A 14,512-nucleotide genomic window follows, 5' to 3' on the forward strand; every position below is an offset into this window, starting at 1 on the left:
TAAATTACTTGGCAGAAAAATTATTCTAAATTGACAGGTAAGCTCTACATTGTTGGTGTTGGCCCAGGACATCACGATCACATGACATTTCGAGCCAAAGAAGTAATTGAAGAAAGTGATACTATTGTTGGCTATGAAACATATGTGAATTTAGTTCAGGATCTGATTGAAGGTAAAACAGTATATCGTTATGCAATGACACAAGAAGTTGAAAGAGCTCATCAATGCATTGATCTTGCAAAATCTGGAAAAATTGTTTCACTTGTATCAAGTGGAGATCCTGGCATTTATGGGATGGCTGGATTAATTTATGAAACACTTGCTGAATCAAACTGGAATCCTAAAGATGGTCTACAAGTAGAGATTGTACCTGGTGTATCTGCACTAAATTCATGCGCTTCAATAATTGGCTCACCTCTTATGACAGATTTTGCAGTAGTTAGTATGAGTGATTTGCTAGTTCCATGGGAAATAATTGAAAAAAGAGTTGAAGCTGCAGCTCAAGGTGATTTTGTAATTGTTATTTACAATCCCGCAAGCAAGAAAAGAATTCATCAATTACAAGATACAAGAAAAGTTCTTTTAAAATATAGAAAACCTACAACCCCTGTTGCAATAATTAAAGGAGCATTCAGAGAGTCTGAAGCTATAGAAATGACTGATTTGGAAAATCTACCAAATCATTCTGACAAATTAGGAATGATCAGTACTGTGATCATTGGTAATTCATCAACATATACTTACAAAGATTTGATGATTAATCCAAGAGGATACAAATCAAAATATAATTTAGAAGAGCAAACTAATCCTGATCTTAAAGTCTAATAGCTTTTCTTTATTGCCTCATTAACTTCTTCACTTAGATTTAGCTTTTCTCTTATTGGAGAAATCACTTTAACCAAATAATTCCCAACAGTTTGTTTCAAATCTCCTGGATGTAATTTCTTTTGCTCAAAATCTGATTGCAGTTGTTCATACTCAAAATATGATACATTTCCACCAAATTTTTCTGGCCTTTCAACTTTCATCTCATCAAAATCATGAAAGATTACAGTTCTAGCAATTTCTAGCAATGGATTATTTTCAATATTTGCCTCCTCACACCATGCTTTGCTAATTTTTTTCTTTATTTCGTCATCTGTATTATGAATAAAAACACCTGAGTTAGGATCAGATTTACTCATTTTACCTAATATTTTTGAATCACTAATATCTGCAGGTTTTAAAAGTCCGGGTAATAGTTTGTGATGAACTGCGACAGGAACCTTCCATTTCATTTTGGGAAAAATTTCTCTAACTAACATGTGGATTTTTCTCTGATCCATTCCAGCGTGTGCGATATCAACATCCAATGAATGAATATCTACTGCTTGCATTGCAGGATAGAGTAATTTAGCCAAGTCTATTTTCTTATCATCCTCAGAGCGACCCATTATTGTAAGAGTTCTCATAGTTCTTGCAATTGACATATGTTTTGTAAATTTTACAAGTTCAGACCAATATTCAGCTTTTTCCTCATACAATTTTGATCCTAAGATGATTTGTGCATCGGGACAAACTAACTTGAATGCATCTTGATAATATTTTGAGACTTTGGATATTGTTTCCCAATCCCCCCCTAGCTTATCATTAATTAGCGTGTGCCAATCTGCAAGAAATATTGTACAGTTTACTCCAGCTTTCACAAAATCATTAATTTTGAAACCTGTACTGATTAAACTTCCAAGATGTAAAAATCCAGAAATTTCTAAACCAATGTAATGTTTTGGTGATGAATTTGATTTGAATAACTCAATTAACTCATCATGAGTGACAACCTCTTCAGTTGGTGGTCTTTCTATCAGATCTACTTTTTCTGTAATATCCAAATCAAAACAAGTTTTATGATCTAAACGTATAAAGTTATTCAAAAAATTTACATGATTTTAGAAACTATGAATATAGGATATCTTTGTCTTATGTATGACTCTTGAAGATGGATTGAATTTAATTGAAAATTACAAAAAAGCACTTCAAAAATTTCTAGATACATTACCTGAGCAATCAGTACAATTAGGCTCAGAAATGGTAAAAACTCTTACAATGAATTCTAAAAATGAAATTGCAAACTTAGATGCAATTGAAAAAGCACTCAAAAAACCTGCAAAATATGAATCTGGTTTATCAGAATAATTTTCTAAATCCTACTTACAATTCTTTTTGTGTTTTCTCAATTCATCTTGAGTATCAAATTCAGTTCCACATACTCGACATTTTTCTTTTTTCTTATTGTGTGCTTTTTCTTGATGTTTCTTTAATCTTTCAGAATCAGAAAGAACTGTTCCACATTTTTTACATTTTAAATCATTACTACTAGAACCAAATAACCCCATACTGAAAATGCTCATTCATACTAGAAATAGTTTTTATGCAAAATAATCTTAAACTAGCTATTCTATACCTGTTTCATCTAGACTTTTTCGGGGTTTTATGCTAAGATAAAATGCATGAGTGCTGATAATAAATGCGGCAAGAAATACCTTGGTTGCAAAAACCAAATTCCATGGTCTATCAGGATCTGGATATGCTACTGATAATCTATCTATATCTGGAACCATTCCATCTATAACTCCTGCAGTAATTTGTGCATTTAATACTGTAAAATTGTATATCACTTCATAAAGTGTAATGATTGAAAATCCTAGTAACATTAACTGAAGTAATGCCATCTTTGTTCCAACAATTTTATTTCCTGCAGTTCTTCTCCATCCAATCCTTGAAACACTATACCATCCAATTATTGTAGAAAAAAATATCCATGTAGATACTCTTGCAAAATTTTCAAATGGAATTGTAGTGTTGTGAATTGCTTCTCCCATCACATATGTTCCATTTTCAATCCATTCAATCATTGTAACATAGACTCCAAATACTAGAGTTGATAACATAATGGCTCCACAAATATAGAAAATGTACAAATAGACTTTGTAGCCTGAATCTGTTTTTTCAAGATGACGTGGTTTCATAATGCCGTTTGCCAATTTTTGAAATATAAAAATTCATGTTTCATCGATGAGATTTATAGACTAGTTATAAACAGCAAATACTGTTGAAGATTGCAATTAATATCCCAATTGTAGGTAAAGAAGAGATATCTGCAGTCACCAATGTTCTCAAAAATGGTGTTTTAACATCATCTGCTAGTCAAGGTGGGAAACACGTTCAAGACTTTGAAAAAGTCGCTGCTTCTTTTGTAAAATCTAAATACGCAATTGCTGTAAATTCGGGTACTGCTGCTCTGCAAGCTGCACTACACGCATTAGATATCAAAAAAGGAGATGAAGTCTTAGTTCCATCGTTTACATTTGTTGCAACTGCAAATGCTGTTGTCTCAACTGGAGCTAAACCAATTTTTGTTGATATTCTAAAAGAAAATTATACAATTGATCCTACTGATTTAGAAAAAAAAATTAATAAAAAAACTCGTGCCATTATACCTGTTCATCTATATGGAAATGTAGCACATATAGAAAGACTTTCTGAAATCTCAAAAAAATATAATATTCCAATAATTGAAGATTCTGCACAATCACTAGGTTCAACTTACAAAGGTAAACACACGGGAACTTTCTTTGATATGGGTTGTTATAGTATGTATCCTGCAAAAGTAATGACTGCTGGTGAAGGTGGTTTTATTGTAACTAATAATAAAAAACTTCGGGATAAATTATTGATGATTAGGAATCATGGAATGGTTCATGGATATGACACTAAGATTTTTGGCCTAAACTTACGATTACCTGAAATAAATGCTGCAATTGCAACTGTTCAAATGAAAAAACTTTCAAACTTTTTAAAATCGAGAAAGAAAAATGCACTACTACTATCAAAACTCTTATCTGATCTTAATGTTACACTTCCAACACAACGAAAGAATGAAAATGTGAATTGGTATCTCTATACAATTGCAACAAAAAATCGTGATCAAGTTTTAAAAAAACTCAATGAAAATGGAATTGGAGCTGCGTCCTATTATCCTATTCCAGTTCACAAAACACCATTTTACAAATTAAAAACAAAACTTCTTATTACTGACTGGGCAGCTTCTCATGTAATTTCTTTACCAATTCATCCGGGTGTAACCAAAACAAACATTGAATTTATTGCAAAAACCCTGCATGAAATACTATGAATATAATAGCGGAGGCTATAGGAGAACTATGTAAAGTTGTTTTACCCATACCTGAAGAGTACTTTAAAGGAAATCCCAAATCATCCGTAGCAATTTGTACTCTTTCAAGCATGGATTTACTCAAAAAATTCTCCAATTCTGATATTCTAAAAGATATTTCTATAGTTGGCAGACTATTATCTGAAAATAAAGGAATTGATTCTATTGTTGAATATGTAAATAATTACCAAAAAATTAACATCATTGTAGTTTGTGGAAAAGAAGTTTGGGGACATAAAGCTGGTCACTCTTTATTTGAATTACACAAAAATGGGGTTGATAAAAATTATAGAATTATAAATTCATCCAGTCCAGATCCTTATCTTACAGTTTCTAAATTAAAGATCAAACATTTTCAAAATAATGTACATCTTGTAAATTTGATTAATGAAACTAATTATGAAAAGATCTTATCTAAAATTAAATTTCCTTAATACCCATTTCGCTGTCTTTCTCTATTGATTTCATTTTTCTTTTTGTATTCATCTACAATATCATCAGGTGTAAGATTAAGCTCAAGTGATGCTTGAACAACGAAATGCCAAATATCAATTAATTCTTCTCTTGCTTCTGCCTCATTAAATTTAGTTGGTGTTTTCCACCATTTCCAATTTGTAGTTCTTTGTAATTCAACTGCTTCATGCATAATTGCAGTACACAATGCAGAAACTCGTCCCTCTGAATCTTTTGGATATCTATCTAAATTCATCATTTCAGATAGACCTTTTTGAAGTTTGAATATTGTATCTAGTCTATCTTCAGACATTTCTTGTGTCAAGGATGAATTAATTTGAGAAATTATTGAACTTAAGTCTTTTTAGAAGCGAATCATTTTTTCATAAATTTTAATTCGTTTTGAAATATCACCATTTTTGATCCCAAGTAATCCATCCAAACCATATTTTTCAACTGCAAAAGATCCTAATACATTTCCATACACTACTGCTTTTTTTATTTCAGAAATACTAGTAGATTTTTTGCTTGCAAGATATCCAATCATTGCTCCTGCAAAAGAGTCTCCTGCACCTGTAGGATCTACTACATCCTCTAACGAAAAACCTGCTGTAGGAAAGATCACATCATCATAAAACATTAGCGAACCATGCTCTCCTTTTTTAATTATCACATATTTTGCTCCCCATTTCATCATTTTTTTAGCACATTTTATCAGGTTGAATTCTTTTGTAAGGAGTTTAGCCTCTTCATCATTAATTACAACTGCATCAACAGCTTTAATCATTTTAATTACTGAATCTCTTTTTGTAGAAATCCAAAAGTCTATCGTATCACACATAGAAAATTTAACATTATCAAATTCTTTGATTAATGACGTATTTTGATCAGGATCATTATTTGCTAGATACACAAATTGAGATTTTCTGTAATCATCTGGTACACTTGGTTTAAAATCTGCTAATACATTTAATTCTGTCTTTAAAGTTGCTCTAGTACTTAGTGTATCATCATATTTTCCGTCATAGCGAAATGTTTTACCATTTTTAATTGTCAATCCCTGTAAATCCAAATGCTTTGATAATATCTTGTGATGCTCTTTAGGAAAATCTTTACCAACTACAGCAATTAATCCTGTGTTCACAAAATTGCTTGCTGATATTGCAGCAAAAGTTGCAGCTCCTCCTAAAACATTTTTTAATGTTTTTTTTGGTGTTCTAATTGTATCAAGTGCTGTAGAACCAAAAACAGTAAGCATTTACAAAGAAATTAATTTTGATGTATAAATTCTCTTGCCTGCTCTTCTGTTGGATAATAAACAAATGGAACATCAATAGAAGTAATTATCAAATCATATTTTGTTATACCTGTAATTTTTACTGATCCAGATTCTTCATTATTGGAATCTGTATGAAAAGTTCCTTTTACAAAACTACTATCTAATGGGTGTAAAGTAAAAGGTTCTAACTTACCTTTTCCAATCAGTTCATCATTTGAAATCACAAAAAATTCTGTCTCACCTGCAGTCATTAATAATAATGATGGATTCTCAAATTTTAATTCGATATTATAGTTTGAACTATTTTCATTTTCATCTAATAACTCACTTTGTGCAACACTGACTCCAATTTGTGATGCAGAAGCATACTGTGAATACCCAAAAATACTCATGGCTAAGACAAAGAGAACTAAAAGACCACCTTTTTTTGATGATTTCATGACTAATTTCAACAAAATCCCATTTTAACTCAAAAGGGAAAAAATACCGATAAATTGTGTAAAAGTTTTGATCTAATCTCTAAGCTCCTTAGAGCTAACAGAATAAATCAAAATTAAATGATTATTTTTTGTTGGCTAGAATTAAAGTAAAGTTAGGAGAGAACGAAATTGAAGTTGATTCTAGAGATTTCTATGTTGATAATCATACACTAGGTGAAATTATTGATAATATTTCAAATCATTTGCCAGAAAATCAAGCAAAAATTGTATACGAAACAGAATCTACCCCAAAACCATCTGAAACTGAGCAAGTGGCTCAATACGGTTTAGATTATTTAGATAATGCTGAAGCAAACGAGCCAGAATTTGATGAACCAATATCTATCACATCCAATGAAATTAAATCAAAATTAAGAATTCTAGAAACAAGCAGATTTTTTGATTCCCCAAGAACAGTAACTGAAACAGTTCAACAACTTAGAGAATATGGCTGGTCTGCAAGCCCATTAGATGTATCAACTGCATTAGCGAAGATGGCATCAAATAAAGAAATAATGAAAAATTCATATCAAAATAGAACTCGCTATTTTAATGAAGAAGCATTAGTTGCTAACTAGAAAAATTACATTTCTCACAATTAGAAAAAGTTTCGCCATCTAAATGATCAAAATGTGTGTTGCATTCATTACATGTATGGTGCATATCAAAATATCCATCCTTCTCAATTTCACCTATCTGGTTAGATTCAAGATTTGTACTCTTACACTTTATGCAATGACATCCACATTCAATTTTCATGATTTGTATCCGATATTCATGTATAGCTGGAATACCTATACAAATCATTGGAAAAGAAACGAGAAATTCCTATAGAAATTGATGATCATTTCAAGCTTTTTGGAAAAGAGCCATGGGAGGTAGATTATGGTGAAAAATGCCCTGTTTGTGATGTTAGGATTGATGAATATGGTTTTTGTTCGTGTGGTTCTAGTGGAGATTAACTTTTCTAATTAAAGGAGCAATTACAATTACTAAAAACCCAATTGCCAATGGCGCTAAAATTGAAAATTCCGGCACTACAGTAGTACCAATGATTGTAACTTCTCCGGTTGTTTCAGGTCTTATGTTAAGCCATACATGAGTTCCATTGTTGATGTATTCATGAAAGTAAATTTTTTCATCATCAAGAAATACAGCGTATGGTCCCCATAACAATTCTAAAGGAATTATTGTTGTAACAAATCTATTTTTTTCAGATACATCAAATGTAATACTTTTTGTTGGTTGATCAAATGTAAAATCGTTTATTTTTGTATAAGTTCTAATTTCGACTAGAAATTCTTTATCTTCCCATTTTATGTTTTGATAAATTTTTGGTTCATCAAGAGAATATTCTAGAATCATTTGACAACCATGACATGTAATTCCTTTCTTTTCATCCAAATACACTGGCCTTTCATTTGCAAAGATCAAATCTGCTTCTTCAGGTAAAATAAAAGAAGTTGTCTCAAGATATCTGAAACTCCAAGTCCATACATTATCTATTTGAGTAATTGCATGCTCTAGATCATACTCTACAATGGATCTGTTTTGAGAAGGAAAAATTAGCAATCCTGTATTATCTCCAATTACTGAGAATTGCTTTTCTTCTCCTTCTTCATCTGTTACTGTGATATTTGAAGCAGTTCCATAAATTAACTCAATTTGCTTTGGCAAATTTGCTGGATTAACCACATGTTTGACATGAACATCTCCAAATGAATTTATGACTATTTCAACTGATTTTTGTGAAGCCTTTTCACCAAATGAAATCTGTGCATCAACTGTGGGAATTACTGATATTATTAGAAGAATTACTAAAAATCCACAAATCTTACTATTCATTTATCCCACTGTTACATGAAGCATTTGTGCTTTTTCCAAAGGACAATCATTGCCATCTCTTTGTAGATTAACAATTTTATCTGCAACATCCATGCCTTCAGTTACTTCACCAAACACAGTATATTGTTTATCTAAAAATGCACTATCTGAAGTAACTATGAAAAATTGTGAACCTGCACTATCTGGATCCTGTGATCTAGCCATAGAAACTATGCCTCTTAAATGGGATCTTGAATTAAATTCAGCCTTGATATTGTATCCAGGCCCTCCCATTCCCCAGGAACCTTTGTTGTCCGTTTTTGTATTTGGATCTCCTCCCTGAATCATAAAACCAGGGATAACTCTATGAAATAAAGTACCATCATAAAATCCATCTTTGGCCAATTTTTCAAAATTTCTAACTGTTTCCGGAGCTAACTCAGGCAGAAGTTTAAATGTAATATTCCCAAAATTGGTTTCAATATTCACATTGCTCAATAGGACTCTTTTATCGTCTTATCATAAGAGTCTTTTGTGAAATTTATTTTAAAAATTATAATTGTTATTTTAACTATGTTGAAAATTTCATATCTATCTGTACGTTTTTCGTTGATGAATTAATTTTGTTGAGGACTTTGAAAAAATAATAATTTGTTGAAAACCAAATCCAAATTTTTTATAAGATGTTTTTTAGATTTCAAAAAGTTATAGTCTTATATAGAACAATTAAAGTTTAGAATCTGTTGAATCGTACAAACCAAAGCACGATAATTAAAGAAGCAATTAATTCTTATCTTGACAAAGGGGTAACGGACAAACAGGATATCTACACCAAAGTAGTTGATGAACTTGGTGTTCCAAGACCAACTGTAAGAAGAGTTGCAAGAGATCTGAGAACTGAACTATTGCAAAAAATCCAAATCTTACAATCAGATATGCCTAAAGTATCTAGTACCACTGAAGAAGACGAATAAATTCGGCTCCTTTTTCTTTTTAATTCTTATATTATTTTCTGGAATTCATCATTACTGTTATAAATAATGAATTTTTTAAATTATTATGGGATATTTGGGAAACCATTTGGCCACTGTTTGCACAGGAATATTTGCAGCCGTACTAACAGGACTCTGGGCATTTTGGGATTTATCACCAGTACTAGATTTTGTATTTCTCATGGCAGTTCCAATAACATGGTTCATGACTTTTACATGTTGGATTTCTCAAAAAAGTACTGATTACGCCCACAATCATGGTTCATCTCATGCTCAAATAGAAAAAAAAAGCTTGAGTAGTACACAAACCATTCAAACAACAACTAGTGGTAATCAAATTGGTCTTTCAGAAATAAAACAAGTACAATCTGAATTATCTGCAGAACTAAACACTCTCAAGGAGTCTGTTAAACTCAAAGATGGTGAAATTGAAAGATTGAATCAAGAAATTTCAAATTTACAAACACTTGTTCAAATTGAATCATTAAAAACAGAATTAGCTAATCTAAAAATGCTAGCCTCAAAAAGAAAATAATTCGTTTTAATCTAATTTTTGCAATGAGAGCACTCTATCCCGTGATTTTCCTTACAACCAGGACAACTAACTGCACCACCAAAATGACATTTACAAGAACATAATTCAGTTGGATCTTTATTTGCAGTCAATAATTATGAAAAGTAACATTACTATTTGATTCTTACAATTTTAAGCAAATTAACTAAATAAATCATAATAATCTACTATCATAAATTTTAGAATAATAGATCTTATTCCTTGGAATTTGTCAAGATTTAATTTTTTTAACCAACTGATTACTATTGAAAATATAATTAATTTCTAATTTAAAACAATCTTTTATTCGATTTAATTACTAAATTTTTTCCAAAAGAGATCAATTAAAGAATAATTAATTTGCCATAATTCAAATTACAATAATACTTAATTTAGAATCTAAGCCATTTTTTAGAAATCTATTCTAAAAAAATCTAAATTATTATGTTCATATGATAATTCAACACTGTTATCTTTTGGAAAAAACTGCTCTGTAAAAAATTTAACCTTGATGTAATTTAGAAGCAATTTCTAAAGTTTCATCTACCATTTCTTTTAGTCTATTTTGTGCATCTACATCTGATATAATATTGTCATTTATCGATTCTGTGGTCAAAAATACTGCCTTTGGATTTGTTATTACTCTAAAATAGGATAATAACTGAGTGATTAATGTCTGCACATTAACAAAACCAATATTTCCAGAAGCCAAAATTGTAATCCCTGCAACCTTTCCAACAGTTTTTTTATAATTAATGTACTCAAACAAATTTTTCAATGATGAACTAAAAAATGAATTATAGATTGGTGAACCAATCAACCACACATCTGCATCCATTATATCATTTGCTGCAGTCTTTGTAGGTTCATTATACTGTTCATCTGGTCCTCTATAGCATTCTATTTGGCCTTCTGATAGATTAATTAATTTTGTATCTTGATTTTTTGATTTTGCATACTCGTAAACATATTTCATAATAATTTGCGTATTGGCATTTTTTCTTGGGCTACCTGATATTACTACAACTTTCATGTATCAAGCAATTTGTTTTTCTATTTAAGTTTCAAAGAATTTTTGAAATTAACGGGCTTGGAGGGCTTCGATCCCTCGACCTGTAACTTAGGAGGCTACTGCGCTATCCATGTTGCGCGTCAAAATGACTCTGCGCCACAAGCCCAGCAAAAAAAATACTCTTAATTATTTAAGCGTAATCGAGATTTTCATTGATCATTTTCTGAATACTCAACCAGTCTTTGTTTTCTTTATCTTCCCATTTTTCAAAATATACAACATCTTTCAATTCAAGTCTTGGTAGCCATCCAGCAGTTTCAAGATCTGGTTTTTCAGCAAATTCATCAACATATCCTAAACACAAGTATGCAACAGGAATTACATGTTCAGGCAATTCTAGAACTTCTTTTAATGCTTCATTTGATAGTATACTCACCCATCCAAGACCTACTCCTTCTGTTCTTGCTGATAACCATAAATTTTGAATTGCACAACACACACTGTAAAGACCTGCTTCAGGAATACTTGATCTACCTATTACAAATGGACCAAATTTTGTAGGATCATACGTCACACATACATTTACAGGCGATTCTGAAATCCCTTCCAACTTGAATGAAAGATACTTTGATCTTTTTGGTTCTTCAATTAATTGTGATGAGCGTTTTTTCTCTTCCTGAAAAGATTCTTTAATCTTCTTTTTTGTTTGATCATTTTTAATTAAAATAAAATTCCATGGCTGAGAAAATCCAACAGATGGTGCATGATGTGCAGCATGAAGAATTTTTGATAAAATCTCATCTTCAATGGGCTTGGAGGTAAAGTGAGATCTAACATCTCTTCTTGAATAAATTGCCTTATAGAAGCCTAGTTTTTCCTCTTCAGTAAAATCATCTGTCAATGTATTTCTCCTTCATTCTTCTTTTGTTAAACGTTAATAATGTCAATCTTTAGTTTTGTACTTCAATGGGCCGGTAGTCTAGCTGGTTAGGATACCGCCTCGACACGGCGGTGATCGTGAGTTCGAATCTCACTCGGCCCACTTTTAATAACCAGTTTTAAATTCATTTTCTGCTTCACTCCATGAAGATTGTGTAATGATGGTACCTTCAGCACTAAAACTTGTTATTTTATTATCTATCATTGCTTGATAGATTTCAGAATTAACATCTCCATTACTTAAAAGAAATATGTTTTTCAAAGGAATTTCAGCACCAGAACTAAACAAAGCCCTTCCAGGTAATGTAATATCTGCTGTTGAATATAATCCTGAACCCAACAAAGTTCCATCTCCATAAAGCTTGTAGTCTATTACTGAAACAGTGAAAGTCTTATCACTAGGATTTTTTACTAGAAAAGTGACATTAAATTTTGCTTGATTATTAATTTCATTTACATCTATTAATTCCACATTTGTTAATTCTATCTCAACTTGATTAAGTTCATCATTATCAAGGCTAGCATAGAAAACAATTCCACCCATTAATGCAAAAACACCAGCTATTGCTGCATAAACTGTCATCTTGCTTTGAAGATCCATTCCAACGTATCAGATTATGTACAACTAAAAAACGTTGTCAAGATCCAAATACATAATATTTAATCTAAAATATCATTATCTATGACAGCACTTGAACAAGCAATTCTAACATGGATTCATCTTGTTTCAGCTGCAATATGGGTGGGAGGATCTCTTTTCATTGGAATTGTTTTCTCTCCACTTTTAAAAACAATGACAAATTCAATTGAAGAGCGAATGCAAATTATGATTCGTGTTGGAAGACGTTTCAACAAAGTAGCTGTTCCATCACTAATCATTTTGATGGCAACGGGGTTATACAGCTCACATATGTTGCTTGGTAAACCTGAACTACTTGTAGCCACAAGCTATGGAACTTTCCTTATAATCAAAATTATTCTTGTCATTGGATTAATTATTACATATGCAATACATGTAAGGGTAATTCGTAAAGATATTGAAGAAAAAATTATGTCAAACCAATTATCAGAACCTCAAATTCAAAAATTAAGAAAAAAGATCATTATTCTCGGAGAAATTACAGTAGTTTTGTCAATTGCAATTTTATTTTTTGCATCTTTGCTTGATGCCGGAGTCTGAAATTCCCTCAATTATCACTTCAAATCCATCAGTCAATTTACCTATTCCATATTTACAGCCTGTAATTTTAGATGTAACAAACAAATTTGTTTCTAGATGTTTTGTTATTTCTTTTACCAAAAATGTTGTTCTTCCAGGGGATAAACTTGCAGGAACTACAAGCATATCAGCCAAATTCACATCTACTCCTTGTGCTTTTTCAATAAATTTTTCAAAATTCAAATCAAAACTTTGTGTTTTTTTATCAAATAAAGAATCTACTCCAATTATAGAATTCTCATCAATGCTGTAAATTAATAAAGATGCTCCAGAATCAATTGCTTCTTGATTTTTAATTTCTACTTCAACCTTATAATCCTCATTAGTTAATTTCTTTTTTATTTGTTGAATTTCTCTTTCGATTATCTCAATTGCAATTTTTGAAAATGTACAAATTATTTTTAGGTCTTTTGATTTTCTATTTGAAAATAAAATTGATTTTAATTTAGAAGGAAAAACTTGTAATTTTATTTCTCCACCTCCCTTTGGATAGTAACCACGTTTAATTAATTCAAGAGAAAATTTTATTCCCATTCTAGAGTATGCTTCTTTTAGTACATGTTGTGTATAATCAATGCAAGGACTCCAAAGAACATCTGTGCCACCCTTTATTGTTAAACTTAATTTTTTTTGAGAAATTGCAACCACAGGAATTAAAACCTGTAAAATTAAAGATATACTTCCAGCAGTTCCAACATCTTCACTTAATTCTAAACTATCAATATCTCCTGGAATAAATTTTAATTCTGTAGAACCAACTTCTGCACCAATCACTTTTGCATTTGAAATTTTTTGAAGAATTCTTATGGATGTCACATGTTGTGGCCTTAATCCGGAAACTTTTCTGTTCTTTCTTATGTTTTCTATATGGATTGATTGTTTTGTGATACATGCAAGTGCAATTGCTGAACGAATGATTTGACCTCCACCTTCACCATATCCACCATTAATTTTTAAAAATTCCACAGTATTTTCTATTTGCTACTCTTTATGATACTTTTTTTACACTGGTATTTTCTATATTTTTGTATGAATGGATTGTTAATAGGGAGATTTCAACCATTTCATTTGGGTCATCTTGAAGCATTGCAGTTTGCATTATCCAAAGTTGATAAATTGTGGTTAGGATTGGGAAGTTCTAACAAATCTCCAGAAAAAAATAATCCATTTTCTGCTGAGGAACGTAAAGAAATGATCTTATCCTCAATTGATGACTCTATGAAAAACAGAATTGAAATTTATTTTATTCCAGATTTGGATAATCATGTTAAATGGATTGAAAAAATAGATACTATTGTACCTAAATTTGATATAATTTTCTCAAATGATGAATTAACAAAACATCTGTATTCAAAAAGGACCGTTCAAGTAATTTCTATTCCATTTTTGAAGAGGGATGAATTATCTGGTACTCATATAAGAGATCTAATTATTAGCGATCAAAAATGGCAGCATCTTGTACCTTTAGGAACTAGAAATTTTTTAGAAAACAATCATGGAAAAGATCGATTAAAAATTCTTTAATTATAAATAACACCCAACAAAACCCACT

General features: G+C 31.0%; 22 protein-coding genes and 2 tRNA genes. 11 read left to right on the forward strand and 13 right to left on the reverse strand.

Features of this window, described 5'->3' with window-relative positions; translation table 11 throughout:
* Positions 1-30 precede the first annotated feature (30 nt).
* Positions 31-825 (forward strand): precorrin-3B C(17)-methyltransferase, encoded by a 795-nt coding sequence (cobJ, locus tag NADRNF5_RS00590; RefSeq protein ID WP_048114633.1) that lies wholly within the window; start codon positions 31-33, stop codon positions 823-825.
* On the opposite strand, the gene NADRNF5_RS00595 is transcribed toward cobJ, so the two are convergent.
* Entirely contained in the window at positions 822-1,868 is a 1,047-nt protein-coding gene (locus NADRNF5_RS00595; protein WP_048114635.1) for a tyrosine--tRNA ligase, read from the reverse strand. The two genes, cobJ and NADRNF5_RS00595, sit on opposite strands and share 4 nt — an antisense overlap.
* 94 nt (positions 1,869-1,962) lie before the next feature.
* Between NADRNF5_RS00595 and NADRNF5_RS00600 the strand changes: the two genes are divergently transcribed.
* The gene (locus NADRNF5_RS00600) at positions 1,963-2,172 is read left to right on the forward strand and encodes a hypothetical protein (RefSeq protein WP_048114637.1); all 210 of its coding nucleotides are present in this window, start codon (positions 1,963-1,965) and stop codon (positions 2,170-2,172) included.
* A gap of 11 nt (positions 2,173-2,183) precedes the next feature.
* Here NADRNF5_RS00600 and NADRNF5_RS00605 read toward each other — a convergent pair whose 3' ends face one another.
* Together NADRNF5_RS00605 and NADRNF5_RS00610 are read right to left on the reverse strand one after the other, a co-directional pair.
* Positions 2,184-2,372, reverse strand: a complete 189-nt coding sequence (locus NADRNF5_RS00605) for a C2H2-type zinc finger protein (protein ID WP_048114639.1) — start codon at positions 2,370-2,372, stop codon at positions 2,184-2,186.
* A 57-nt stretch (positions 2,373-2,429) separates the two neighbouring features.
* Positions 2,430-3,005, reverse strand: coding sequence for a hypothetical protein (locus tag NADRNF5_RS00610; RefSeq protein WP_048114641.1), 576 nt, complete (start codon positions 3,003-3,005; stop codon positions 2,430-2,432).
* A gap of 83 nt (positions 3,006-3,088) precedes the next feature.
* Between NADRNF5_RS00610 and NADRNF5_RS00615 the strand changes: the two genes are divergently transcribed.
* Both NADRNF5_RS00615 and NADRNF5_RS00620 read left to right on the forward strand, forming a co-directional pair.
* On the forward strand, positions 3,089-4,171 hold the full coding sequence (locus NADRNF5_RS00615) for a DegT/DnrJ/EryC1/StrS family aminotransferase (protein WP_192828331.1): 1,083 nt from the start codon (positions 3,089-3,091) through the stop codon (positions 4,169-4,171).
* Positions 4,168-4,644, forward strand: a complete 477-nt coding sequence (locus tag NADRNF5_RS00620) for a tetrahydromethanopterin S-methyltransferase subunit A (RefSeq protein WP_048114646.1) — start codon at positions 4,168-4,170, stop codon at positions 4,642-4,644. The genes NADRNF5_RS00615 and NADRNF5_RS00620 overlap by 4 nt, the downstream gene beginning before the upstream one ends.
* Here NADRNF5_RS00620 and NADRNF5_RS00625 read toward each other — a convergent pair.
* The 3 genes from NADRNF5_RS00625 to NADRNF5_RS00635 are packed head-to-tail and all read right to left on the reverse strand — an operon-like array spanning position 4,641 to position 6,382.
* The gene (locus NADRNF5_RS00625; RefSeq protein WP_048118617.1) at positions 4,641-4,976 is read right to left on the reverse strand and encodes a dUTPase; all 336 of its coding nucleotides are present in this window, start codon (positions 4,974-4,976) and stop codon (positions 4,641-4,643) included. The genes NADRNF5_RS00620 and NADRNF5_RS00625 overlap by 4 nt on opposite strands.
* A 51-nt stretch (positions 4,977-5,027) precedes the next feature.
* A complete protein-coding gene (locus NADRNF5_RS00630; RefSeq protein ID WP_048114648.1) occupies positions 5,028-5,921 on the reverse strand; it encodes a PfkB family carbohydrate kinase in 894 nt (297 codons plus the stop codon).
* An 11-nt stretch (positions 5,922-5,932) separates the two neighbouring features.
* Complete coding sequence (locus NADRNF5_RS00635) at positions 5,933-6,382, reverse strand: hypothetical protein (RefSeq protein ID WP_192828332.1); 450 nt, start codon at positions 6,380-6,382, stop codon at positions 5,933-5,935.
* 131 nt (positions 6,383-6,513) lie between these two features.
* On the opposite strand from NADRNF5_RS00635, the gene NADRNF5_RS00640 reads away from it, so the two are divergent.
* Positions 6,514-6,999, forward strand: coding sequence for a hypothetical protein (locus tag NADRNF5_RS00640; protein WP_048118621.1), 486 nt, complete (start codon positions 6,514-6,516; stop codon positions 6,997-6,999).
* A 228-nt stretch (positions 7,000-7,227) separates the two neighbouring features.
* Complete coding sequence (locus NADRNF5_RS11205; RefSeq protein WP_182126214.1) at positions 7,228-7,383, forward strand: hypothetical protein; 156 nt, start codon at positions 7,228-7,230, stop codon at positions 7,381-7,383.
* Here the strand turns inward: NADRNF5_RS11205 and NADRNF5_RS00650 are convergent.
* Positions 7,370-8,266, reverse strand: coding sequence for a hypothetical protein (locus NADRNF5_RS00650; RefSeq protein WP_048114652.1), 897 nt, complete (start codon positions 8,264-8,266; stop codon positions 7,370-7,372). The two genes, NADRNF5_RS11205 and NADRNF5_RS00650, sit on opposite strands and share 14 nt — an antisense overlap.
* Positions 8,267-8,743, reverse strand: coding sequence for a peptidylprolyl isomerase (locus tag NADRNF5_RS00655; protein ID WP_048114655.1), 477 nt, complete (start codon positions 8,741-8,743; stop codon positions 8,267-8,269).
* Between the two features lie 245 nt (positions 8,744-8,988).
* Here NADRNF5_RS00655 and NADRNF5_RS00660 point away from each other — a divergent pair, with 245 nt between their 5' ends.
* Both NADRNF5_RS00660 and NADRNF5_RS00665 read left to right on the forward strand, forming a co-directional pair.
* Positions 8,989-9,219 carry a hypothetical protein gene (locus tag NADRNF5_RS00660; protein ID WP_048114657.1) on the forward strand — a complete coding sequence of 77 codons (231 nt, stop codon included), beginning with the start codon at positions 8,989-8,991 and terminating at the stop codon, positions 9,217-9,219.
* A gap of 85 nt (positions 9,220-9,304) precedes the next feature.
* On the forward strand, positions 9,305-9,772 hold the full coding sequence (locus tag NADRNF5_RS00665) for a hypothetical protein (RefSeq protein ID WP_048114659.1): 468 nt from the start codon (positions 9,305-9,307) through the stop codon (positions 9,770-9,772).
* 520 nt (positions 9,773-10,292) lie between these two features.
* Here the strand turns inward: NADRNF5_RS00665 and NADRNF5_RS00670 are convergent.
* From NADRNF5_RS00670 to bluB, 3 genes are all read right to left on the reverse strand, one after another.
* Positions 10,293-10,823: an NADPH-dependent FMN reductase gene (locus NADRNF5_RS00670; RefSeq protein ID WP_048114663.1), complete on the reverse strand. Its 531-nt coding sequence runs from the start codon at positions 10,821-10,823 to the stop codon at positions 10,293-10,295.
* A 52-nt stretch (positions 10,824-10,875) separates the two neighbouring features.
* A tRNA-Arg gene (locus NADRNF5_RS10990) sits at positions 10,876-10,968 on the reverse strand.
* 24 nt (positions 10,969-10,992) lie between these two features.
* A complete protein-coding gene (bluB, locus tag NADRNF5_RS00675; protein WP_048114670.1) occupies positions 10,993-11,703 on the reverse strand; it encodes a 5,6-dimethylbenzimidazole synthase in 711 nt (236 codons plus the stop codon).
* Positions 11,704-11,770: 67 nt separating this feature from the next.
* Between bluB and NADRNF5_RS00680 the strand changes: the two genes are divergently transcribed.
* Positions 11,771-11,844, forward strand: a tRNA-Val gene (locus tag NADRNF5_RS00680).
* Positions 11,845-11,847: 3 nt separating this feature from the next.
* Here the strand turns inward: NADRNF5_RS00680 and NADRNF5_RS00685 are convergent.
* A complete protein-coding gene (locus tag NADRNF5_RS00685) occupies positions 11,848-12,342 on the reverse strand; it encodes a hypothetical protein (RefSeq protein ID WP_237089290.1) in 495 nt (164 codons plus the stop codon).
* An 81-nt stretch (positions 12,343-12,423) separates the two neighbouring features.
* Between NADRNF5_RS00685 and NADRNF5_RS00690 the strand changes: the two genes are divergently transcribed.
* A complete protein-coding gene (locus tag NADRNF5_RS00690) occupies positions 12,424-12,921 on the forward strand; it encodes a CopD family protein (RefSeq protein ID WP_048114674.1) in 498 nt (165 codons plus the stop codon).
* Here NADRNF5_RS00690 and rtcA read toward each other — a convergent pair.
* Positions 12,886-13,926, reverse strand: coding sequence for an RNA 3'-terminal phosphate cyclase (gene rtcA, locus NADRNF5_RS00695; protein ID WP_048114676.1), 1,041 nt, complete (start codon positions 13,924-13,926; stop codon positions 12,886-12,888). The two genes, NADRNF5_RS00690 and rtcA, sit on opposite strands and share 36 nt — an antisense overlap.
* Before the next feature lie 63 nt (positions 13,927-13,989).
* Between rtcA and NADRNF5_RS00700 the strand changes: the two genes are divergently transcribed.
* Positions 13,990-14,484: a nicotinamide-nucleotide adenylyltransferase gene (locus tag NADRNF5_RS00700; RefSeq protein ID WP_048114678.1), complete on the forward strand. Its 495-nt coding sequence runs from the start codon at positions 13,990-13,992 to the stop codon at positions 14,482-14,484.
* Positions 14,485-14,512 lie beyond the last annotated feature (28 nt).

This window comes from Nitrosopumilus adriaticus (assembly GCF_000956175.1).
GTDB classification, from domain to species: Archaea; Thermoproteota; Nitrososphaeria; order Nitrososphaerales; family Nitrosopumilaceae; genus Nitrosopumilus; species Nitrosopumilus adriaticus.

Bases quoted from the DNA above. Each gene is read 5' to 3' on its own strand.
- NADRNF5_RS00600 (WP_048114637.1), top strand. From the start codon at position 1,963: ATGACTCTTGAAGATGGATTGAATTTAATTGAAAATTACAAAAAAGCA.
- NADRNF5_RS00605 (WP_048114639.1), bottom strand. From the start codon at position 2,372: ATGGGGTTATTTGGTTCTAGTAGTAATGATTTAAAATGTAAAAAATGT.
- NADRNF5_RS00610 (WP_048114641.1), bottom strand. From the start codon at position 3,005: ATGAAACCACGTCATCTTGAAAAAACAGATTCAGGCTACAAAGTCTAT.
- NADRNF5_RS00620 (WP_048114646.1), top strand. From the start codon at position 4,168: ATGAATATAATAGCGGAGGCTATAGGAGAACTATGTAAAGTTGTTTTA.
- NADRNF5_RS00625 (WP_048118617.1), bottom strand. From the start codon at position 4,976: ATGTCTGAAGATAGACTAGATACAATATTCAAACTTCAAAAAGGTCTA.
- NADRNF5_RS00630 (WP_048114648.1), bottom strand. From the start codon at position 5,921: ATGCTTACTGTTTTTGGTTCTACAGCACTTGATACAATTAGAACACCA.
- NADRNF5_RS00635 (WP_192828332.1), bottom strand. From the start codon at position 6,382: ATGAAATCATCAAAAAAAGGTGGTCTTTTAGTTCTCTTTGTCTTAGCC.
- NADRNF5_RS00650 (WP_048114652.1), bottom strand. From the start codon at position 8,266: ATGAATAGTAAGATTTGTGGATTTTTAGTAATTCTTCTAATAATATCA.
- NADRNF5_RS00665 (WP_048114659.1), top strand. From the start codon at position 9,305: ATGGGATATTTGGGAAACCATTTGGCCACTGTTTGCACAGGAATATTT.
- NADRNF5_RS00670 (WP_048114663.1), bottom strand. From the start codon at position 10,823: ATGAAAGTTGTAGTAATATCAGGTAGCCCAAGAAAAAATGCCAATACG.
- NADRNF5_RS00685 (WP_237089290.1), bottom strand. From the start codon at position 12,342: ATGGATCTTCAAAGCAAGATGACAGTTTATGCAGCAATAGCTGGTGTT.
- NADRNF5_RS00690 (WP_048114674.1), top strand. From the start codon at position 12,424: ATGACAGCACTTGAACAAGCAATTCTAACATGGATTCATCTTGTTTCA.
- NADRNF5_RS00700 (WP_048114678.1), top strand. From the start codon at position 13,990: ATGAATGGATTGTTAATAGGGAGATTTCAACCATTTCATTTGGGTCAT.